An 8,222-nucleotide genomic window follows, 5' to 3' on the forward strand; every position below is an offset into this window, starting at 1 on the left:
CTTCTCATTTATTCCTGAAGCAGCTCCCACTCTTCCATGAGAGATTCTAGATGCTGCTTCTTGTCTTCTAGCTGCTGATTGAGCTCGTGGGCTTTCAGTGGATCTTCAAAGGTTTCGGGCGCACAGAGAAGCTCTTCTAAGGTAGCAATCTCTGTTTCCATATCCTCGATTTTCTTTTCAATCTCCTCGATTTTTCGCAGGCGCTGCCTTTCTTTCTTCTGCTGTTCTTTATCCTGCAGGAAATTCTCTTTATCCGAGGTTCGACGTTCTTTCTCGTCTGCTTGATCTTGGGCAGGGGAAGGCGTCTTCCCGAGCTCTTCGAGCTCGGTTTTCTTTTCCAGGAAGTATTCGTAATTGCCTAGATAACTCACCGCACCATGTGGATTCAGTTCAATGACCCGAGTTGCCATTTTGTTTAAGAAATAACGGTCATGGGAAACGAACAGAATCGTACCGGGATAGTCCTCCAGGGCATTCTCCAGCACTTCTTTGCTATAGATGTCCAAGTGGTTCGTCGGCTCGTCCAAAATCAAGAAGTTGGAGTTCTGCAGCATCAGCTTCGCTAAGCTGACTCTCGCTTTTTCTCCACCGCTTAAAGTCGAGACCTTCTTGAGTACATCATCCCCGCTGAATAAAAAATTACCGAGAACCGTGCGGATGTCCTTTTCTGGCATGAGGGAATAATCGTCCCAGAGCTCCATAAGTACGGTCTTGTCCCCGGTGAGCTCTTTCTGCTCTTGATCGTAATACCCGATGGATACATTGGATCCAAGAGTAATAGAACCATCTAGAGGAGCGAGCTCTCCTACGACCGTTTTCAGCAGAGTCGACTTTCCTATCCCATTGGGCCCAAGTAACGCCACGCGCTCGCCGCGGTCGAGCTGGAAGGTGAGGCCGGAACTCAACGTTTTCTCCGGATAGCCTACGGATAGATCTTTAATTTTTAAAACTTCATTCCCGCTTACCCGCTCAATGTCAAAGGAGAAGGACACTCGCTTATCCGATGTAATCGGGCGATGAACCCGATCGATCTTGTCGAGCATTTTTCGTCGGCTTTGGGCACGCTTCGTGGTGGAAGCACGAGCGATGTTGCGAGCGATAAAATCTTCAATGCGATTGATTTCGGCTTGCTGCTTCTCAAACATGGCAAGCTGTCTCTCGATATCTTCTGCCTTCAAATCGAGGTAGCGCGAGTAGTTTCCGACGAATCGCTTGCACTGGGTTCGTTCAATCTCGTAAATGAGATTGACAAGGGCGTCTAGAAAATAACGGTCATGGGAGACCACTAGAACGGCCCCATTATAGTTATGAAGGTATCGCTCCAGCCAGGTCAGCGTTTCGATGTCTAGGTAGTTGGTCGGCTCGTCCAATACCAGGATATCGGGGGTGCTGAGCAAGAGCTTGCAGAGAGCCAGGCGGGTTTTTTGTCCGCCGCTTAATGAAGATATAAAGGTTTGATAATCTTCTTCATAAAAACGCAAGCCATGAAGAATGCTGCGGATATTGGCTTCATATTGATACCCGCCCTTCTCCTTGAACCGGTCGGAGAGAGCGGAGTATTGAGCGAGAAGCTGTTCATAATCTTTTGCAGGAAGGACTTCGCCCATCTTGGCTTCTAGTACACGGAGCTCCGCTTCCATCGCACGCAGCGATGCGAAGGTTGCGATCATTTCTTCCCAAATGGTTTTATCGGATTCCAGCCCGCTGTCTTGAGCTAAATAGCCTAACACCACATCTTTTCCTTTGCGAATATCTCCGCTATCAGGAAGCAATTGTCCTGTAATAATCTTAAGTAACGTGGATTTCCCTGCGCCATTCACTCCCACGAGTCCAATGCGCTCTCCCGTTTGAATTTGCAGGTTGATTCCACTCAGAATGGGTTCAGCAGCAAACGATTTGGAAATATCAACTGCTTGTAATAAAATCATGGATGTCACCTCGAAATATTATACATTCTAGTGTACCATATTCCGCTTCGAAAGGTGATGGAGAAGGGAGGAAGGCCAAGTTGATGGGCAAAAAAGAATTGAGGAAGGAAATACTATCCAGAAGGAGCGAGCTAGATCCTCATATACGTGCCAGGAAGTCAAAGCAGATCGTAGAGATCATGTTAACTACGCCATGTTATCAAGCGGCAAATTATATATTTTCCTTTGTCCCCTTTGGAGATGAACCCCAAATTAAAGAGCTCTTATCTACCGCTATACAAGATGGTAAAAAAGTGGCTATTCCCAAGACTGTTCCTCAATCGAGAGAGATGATCCCTTACTTGTTTTCGGGCTGGGAGGAGCTTCAAGCGGGTCCATACGGCATTATGGAGCCTAATCCTGATCAAGCCATAGAAGCGGATGCCAAGCAAATCGACCTGATTATCATGCCAGGGGTTGCCTTTGATCGAATGGGCGGGAGACTCGGCTATGGAGGGGGATATTATGATCGCTTTCTCTCCAAGCTTTCTCCACGTCCTACACTGGCGGCGCTATGCTTTGATGAGCAGATCATGGAGGAAGTTCCAATGGACGAGCATGATCATCGTGTGGATATTCTGGTCACAGACCAGGGATGGATGTACGTTGTGAAATAATGTACAATATAAGGGGATTCGTGTTTTATTTTTCATTAGGAGGATGTACATGTCTGAATATAAAGTTGCTGTTTTAACTGCAAGTAATTCCATCTATCGCGGTGAAAGAGAAAATGACAGCGTTGTGAAGCTCGTTGAACTGCTGAAGGTTCACCTAAACAGCGAAATATATATCCACCGGTTGTCTCCGGATCACATTGAAATGCTTCGTGAAAATATGATTGAGTTGACGGATAGAGAGCGTGTGGACTTGTTGTTTACCGTCGGCGGTACCGGATTAAGTCCGGAAGACGTGACGCCTGAAGCAACAGAAGGAGTCATTGATCGTGTTGTTCCAGGATTAGCAGAGGAAATGAGAAGAGCGGCCATTGCTAATTCACGTCGAGCCATGCTTACGAGGGCTGTTTGTGGAACCAGAGGAAATACCTTGATTATCAATCTTCCAGGCAATCCTAAAGGAGTCGAAGAATGCTTCACGGCAATCTGCGATCAGATCCCACATGCGATCAATATCATTCATGGCAACACAGGCGCGGGTTCAATGACAAGGGAGGAAACTTGGTGAAGCCAACGTACTTAAAAGAAATTCATGTTGAACAGGCTGTCGGTATGAAGCTTGGTCACGATTTAACTCGTATCCTGCCGGGCGAGTTTAAGGGAAGAGCCTTTAAGGCGGGTCATGTGATAACGGAAGAAGATATCCCGAAGCTGTTGGATATTGGAAAAAGGCATATCTACGTGTTGGACATTCCTGAGGGCTTCTTGCATGAAAATGAAGGAGCAGAACGAATGGCGAAGGCTCTTTCTGGCGAGAATATTCAGCTCACTGAGCCCGTTGAAGGAAAAGTAACGCTTAAGTCGACTATTCACGGTTTGCTTAAAGTGAACGCGGGTATCGTCCACCAAGCAAATGAGATCGAAGAAATATCGGTTTCTACTTTGGTGGATAATGTGATTGTGCGCCCAGGACAATCGGTTGCCGGGGTTCGTCCCATTCCCCTTATTATAGATGAAGCCAAGATACAATCTATTGAAGGGTTGGCGGCAATAGGACCGGCTCTGCGGATTAAGCCCTTTCAGTCGATGAAGGTGGGAATGGTTACAACGGGCAGTGAGGTGTTTACGGGCAGAATCCAAGATAAGTTTGGACCTGTAGTACGGGAAAAAATACAAGCGTTTGGTTCAGAAGTGGTTGAACAGCGTTTTGCAGATGATGATACGGAACATATTCAGCAAGAGATTCGTTATTTCCTTGAGCAAAAGGTAGATCTGATTCTTGTGACAGGCGGAATGTCTGTAGACCCGGATGACCGTACGCCCGGAGCGATTAAAGGGGTAGGGGCCCATGTCGTTCGCTATGGAACCCCCATGCTTCCAGGCTCTATGCTGATGGTGGCCTATTACGGGGATACGCCTATCTTAGGACTACCCGGTTGTGTTATGCATGACCCTTATACCTCATTCGATGTTTTCTTGCCTCGAATTCTTGCAGGAGAGAAAATTGTTGAGCAGGACATCATCTCCTTAGGGTATGGCGGATATCACTCTTGCTAATATTGAACCGATAAGGAGGTGGTGTCATGGATCAAGTAATCCCTAAGGTAACGGCCAAAAGGCTTCCAATATATTTTCGCTATTTGGATCGGCTTTCTTCCCTTGGCATTCGCAGGGTATCTTCAGCTGAACTGAGTCGTTCTCTCAATATTGACCCTGCTACGATTCGAAGAGATCTATCTTATTTGGGAGCCTTAGGTCGCAAGGGCTATGGGTATGATGTAGAATATCTCATTCAGTTTTTGCGAGAGTTCTTAAAGCAAGATGAAACCACCCATGTTATCCTCGTTGGAGTAGGGAACTTGGGTACAGCTTTATTGCAATATGACTTTTTAAAAAACAACGCGATGATTGTCGCTGCCTTTGACAGTGATCCCTCAAAGATCGGCCAAAAGATTAACGGCATTCCGATCTATGGGATGAACTCTTTTGAACAGGTTGTAAAGGAAGAAGAGGTCCTTGTAGCGATTTTAACCGTCCCGGTGCATGCTGCCCAAGATGTGACAGATCAGCTCGTCAAAGCAGGGATTAAGGGGATTCTGAACTTCACTCCAACGAGACTTCAGGTTCCAGACGAGATTAAGATTCATTACATTGACCTAAGTGTTGAACTTCAGTCTCTTGTTTACTTTTTGAAAAAAAATGAACCGGTGGTCGTGGAAGAAGATGAATGATAAAGAAATGTCCATGATTGAACACCTTTCTGAGCTTCGTCGAAGGCTCATTTGGGTCATCGCCTGCTTTATCTTATTCATGGTAATTGGCTTTATTTCAGCAAAGCCCGTAGTCGAATATATGAAAAATGATCCTGCTGCCAGCCAAATTTCCTGGCACGTCTTTGGATTTACGGATGCGCTTAGGATCTATATGCAGGTAGCATTTGTTATTGCCATCGTCCTGACCCTTCCGGTTATCTTATATCATGTATGGCGCTTTATGTCGCCTGGCCTCACGGAACTCGAACGCAGAGCGCTGCTGCTTTATATTCCTTTTGCTTTCTTATTGCTTTTATTAGGCATTTCCTTTGGGTATTATATTCTTTTTCCTATGATTATCGGGTTCATGTCGAACTTTACATACGCCTTGGGGGCGGAAGAGACGTATGGGCTGACCCAATACTTTCAATTTATGTTTAATCTCATTGTACCGGTTAGCTTACTATTCGAGCTTCCCGTCATTATCTTATTTCTCACCACCATCCGAGTACTCAACCCGATGATTCTGGTGAAGTTCCGCAAGTATGCGCTGTTCCTTTCGGTGGTAATCTCAGCCTTGATCACCCCGCCTGATTTCATTTCCAACATCTTGGTGGCTATTCCGTTGGTCATCCTTTACGAGATCAGTATCTGGCTGTCGAAGTGGGTTTATCGCAAGCAGAAAGAAAAAGATAAAGAGTGGGAAGAAGAGTTTGCCCTGATTAAAACGGATGATTAAGGAGAGGAGAAAGTGGCCTCTTCTTTTTTGTGTTGTTGGGGTGGGGGAGCTGGGCTGGGGCTTGCGGAGTAGGGCTGAAGGGGCAGGGCTGGGCTGGCTGTTTGGAATAATTACCGGTTCGGGAGCAAGAGGGCTGGATTCGTGACCAAAGTGGAGGAATTAACTGTAATGATTGCTTGTATGTGAGCATCCGGCATGAAATCGTGAGCAACGAGCATGCGATCGTGAGCAAAGGCCTAGCGTTCGTGAGTAAATGGGTTTTGGCTCTGGCGAGAAGTCGCTAGTGGTCAGGAATCACGCTGCTTTTCTTTGAAAATGCGAAAAAACGGCCCTGTTTCTAGAGTGAAGTGGATGCTTACTCAAGCTCTGAGCAAAAAGTAGCCCGAAAACGGCTCTATCTCCAGAAATAACCAGTTGGACTACTTCAAGTGCAGCTTGTCAGGCTAGCCCCGCCCAACACTTTTATTCCCTCAAGTATGCAACCCCCCTCCTTCGGAAAGGATGGGAAAGGTAAAAACGCCTACACAAATTTTTAACAAAAAAATCTGTTCAAAGGGCTTGCAAAGTTGGGGAAAAATGACTATTATTATAAATGTGTTAGCACTCATGGTGAATGAGTGCTAATAAAACAAAAAACGCAAATGTCCTTAAGGAGGGTGTTTCACAGTGTTAAGACCATTAGGTGACCGTGTAGTTCTTGAAGCAATTGCTAAGGAAGAAACAACAGCAAGCGGTATCGTTCTACCAGACACAGCAAAGGAAAAGCCTCAAGAAGGTCGCGTTGTAGCTGTTGGTACTGGACGTATCGAAAATGGAGAGCGCGTTGCTCTTGAAGTTAAAGAAGGAGATAAAGTTATTTTCTCCAAGTATGCTGGTACTGAAGTGAAGTACGGCGACAAAGAATTGTTAATCATGCGCGAGAGCGACATTCTAGCTATCGTTCAATAAAAAATAGATTCGGATTACATATAAAAGAAGGAGGAATATTAACATGGCAAAGGATATTAGATTCAGTGAAGAAGCTCGCCGCTCTATGCTTCGCGGTGTGGATACTCTAGCTAATGCGGTTAAAGTAACTCTTGGACCAAAGGGCCGTAACGTAGTTCTTGAGAAGAAGTTTGGTTCTCCTCTTATCACTAACGATGGTGTAACCATCGCAAAGGAAATCGAATTAGAAGATGCATTCGAAAACATGGGTGCTCAACTAGTTAAAGAAGTTGCTACCAAGACTAACGATGTAGCTGGTGATGGTACAACAACTGCAACGGTATTGGCTCAAGCGATGATCCGTGAAGGATTGAAGAACGTAACTTCCGGAGCTAACCCAATGGTTATCCGTAAGGGTATCGAAAAAGCTGTTCGTGCAGCTGTAGATGAAATCAAGAACATCTCCAAGACGGTAGAAACAAAAGAATCTATCGCTCAAGTTGCTGCTATCTCTGCTGCTGATGATGAAATCGGCCAATTGATTGCAGAAGCTATGGAGAAAGTAGGTAAGGAAGGCGTTATCACTGTAGAAGAGTCCAAAGGATTCAATACAGAGCTAGATGTGGTTGAAGGTATGCAGTTCGACCGCGGATATGTATCTCCTTACATGATCACAGACACTGACAAGATGGAAGCCGTTCTTGACAATCCTTACATCTTGATCACGGATAAGAAGATTTCTAGCATTCAAGAAATCCTTCCTGTATTAGAGAAGGTGGTTCAACAAGGTAAGTCTTTGTTGATCATCGCTGAAGATCTTGAAGGGGAAGCTCTTGCAACTCTAGTTGTAAATAAGCTTCGCGGAACTTTCACAGCTGTAGCTGTTAAGGCTCCTGGATTCGGAGATCGTCGTAAGGCTATGTTGGAAGACATCGCTGTATTGACTGGCGGTCAAGTAATCACAGAAGATCTTGGATTAGATCTTAAGGCTGCTACGATCCAACACCTTGGTACTGCAGGACGCGTTGTAGTTTCTAAAGAAAACACAACGATCGTTGAAGGTGCTGGAGACAAAGCTAACATCGATGCTCGTGTGAAGCAAATCCGTTCTCAAGTAGAAACAACTACTTCTGAATTCGATAAAGAAAAGCTTCAAGAGCGTTTAGCTAAATTAGCAGGTGGAGTTGCCGTTATCAAGGTTGGTGCTGCTACTGAAACCGAGCTAAAAGAGAAGAAGCTTCGCATTGAAGATGCTTTGAACGCTACTCGTGCAGCGGTTGAAGAAGGTATCGTATCCGGTGGTGGTACAGCTCTAATCAACGTGGTAAAAGCTGTAGAAGCCGTTCAAGTAGAAGGAGATGAAGCTACGGGTGCTCGCATCGTTCTACGTGCTCTTGAAGAGCCAGTTCGCATCATTGCAACTAACGCTGGTTTGGAAGGATCCGTTATCGTTGAGCGCTTGAAGAATGAGAAAGATGGAGTAGGATTCAACGCTGCTACTGGCGAGTGGGTTAACATGATTGAAGCTGGTATCGTTGACCCTGCGAAGGTAACTCGTTCTGCTCTTCAAAACGCAGCATCTGTTGCGGCTATGTTCTTAACAACGGAAGCTGTAATCGCTGATAAGCCTGAAGAAAAAGGCGCTGGAATGCCAGATATGGGTGGCATGGGCGGAATGGGCGGCATGGGCGGCATGATGTAGTCAGCCCAGAAATCCCTTGAT

8 protein-coding genes are annotated in these 8,222 nt (G+C 45.7%); 7 read left to right on the forward strand and 1 reads right to left on the reverse strand.

Annotated elements, in window-relative coordinates:
* Window positions 1–8: 8 nt before the first annotated feature.
* Entirely contained in the window at window positions 9–1,928 is a 1,920-nt protein-coding gene (locus EIZ58_RS30120; RefSeq protein WP_134704694.1) for an ABC-F family ATP-binding cassette domain-containing protein, read from the reverse strand.
* Window positions 1,929–2,011: 83 nt separating this feature from the next.
* Here EIZ58_RS30120 and EIZ58_RS30125 point away from each other — a divergent pair, with 83 nt between their 5' ends.
* The 7 genes from EIZ58_RS30125 (at window position 2,012) to groL (ending at window position 8,201) form a co-directional block, all read left to right on the forward strand.
* Window positions 2,012–2,584, forward strand: a complete 573-nt coding sequence (locus EIZ58_RS30125) for a 5-formyltetrahydrofolate cyclo-ligase (protein WP_167578049.1) — start codon at window positions 2,012–2,014, stop codon at window positions 2,582–2,584.
* Between the two features lie 49 nt (window positions 2,585–2,633).
* Entirely contained in the window at window positions 2,634–3,149 is a 516-nt protein-coding gene (locus EIZ58_RS30130) for a MogA/MoaB family molybdenum cofactor biosynthesis protein (protein ID WP_134704696.1), read from the forward strand.
* Entirely contained in the window at window positions 3,143–4,138 is a 996-nt protein-coding gene (locus tag EIZ58_RS30135; protein ID WP_134704697.1) for a molybdopterin-binding protein, read from the forward strand. Before EIZ58_RS30130 ends, EIZ58_RS30135 begins: the two co-directional genes overlap by 7 nt.
* 26 nt (window positions 4,139–4,164) lie before the next feature.
* Entirely contained in the window at window positions 4,165–4,812 is a 648-nt protein-coding gene (locus EIZ58_RS30140; protein WP_134704698.1) for a redox-sensing transcriptional repressor Rex, read from the forward strand.
* The gene (tatC, locus tag EIZ58_RS30145; protein WP_240689464.1) at window positions 4,781–5,572 is read left to right on the forward strand and encodes a twin-arginine translocase subunit TatC; all 792 of its coding nucleotides are present in this window, start codon (window positions 4,781–4,783) and stop codon (window positions 5,570–5,572) included. Before EIZ58_RS30140 ends, tatC begins: the two co-directional genes overlap by 32 nt.
* A gap of 666 nt (window positions 5,573–6,238) precedes the next feature.
* On the forward strand, window positions 6,239–6,520 hold the full coding sequence (gene groES / locus EIZ58_RS30150) for a co-chaperone GroES (protein ID WP_134704700.1): 282 nt from the start codon (window positions 6,239–6,241) through the stop codon (window positions 6,518–6,520).
* A gap of 43 nt (window positions 6,521–6,563) precedes the next feature.
* Complete coding sequence (groL, locus tag EIZ58_RS30155) at window positions 6,564–8,201, forward strand: chaperonin GroEL (RefSeq protein WP_134704701.1); 1,638 nt, start codon at window positions 6,564–6,566, stop codon at window positions 8,199–8,201.
* Window positions 8,202–8,222 lie beyond the last annotated feature (21 nt).

Source organism: Ammoniphilus sp. YIM 78166, from assembly GCF_004522215.1.
Classification (GTDB): Bacteria; Bacillota; Bacilli; order Aneurinibacillales; family RAOX-1; genus YIM-78166.

What these genes read in the sequence shown, in the direction of transcription:
- EIZ58_RS30120 (WP_134704694.1), bottom strand. Translation starts at nt 1,928, where the DNA reads ATGATTTTATTACAAGCAGTTGATATTTCCAAATCGTTTGCTGCTGAA.
- EIZ58_RS30125 (WP_167578049.1), top strand. Translation starts at nt 2,012, where the DNA reads ATGGGCAAAAAAGAATTGAGGAAGGAAATACTATCCAGAAGGAGCGAG.
- tatC (WP_240689464.1), top strand. Translation starts at nt 4,781, where the DNA reads ATGAACCGGTGGTCGTGGAAGAAGATGAATGATAAAGAAATGTCCATG.
- EIZ58_RS30130 (WP_134704696.1), top strand. Translation starts at nt 2,634, where the DNA reads ATGTCTGAATATAAAGTTGCTGTTTTAACTGCAAGTAATTCCATCTAT.
- groL (WP_134704701.1), top strand. Translation starts at nt 6,564, where the DNA reads ATGGCAAAGGATATTAGATTCAGTGAAGAAGCTCGCCGCTCTATGCTT.
- EIZ58_RS30140 (WP_134704698.1), top strand. Translation starts at nt 4,165, where the DNA reads ATGGATCAAGTAATCCCTAAGGTAACGGCCAAAAGGCTTCCAATATAT.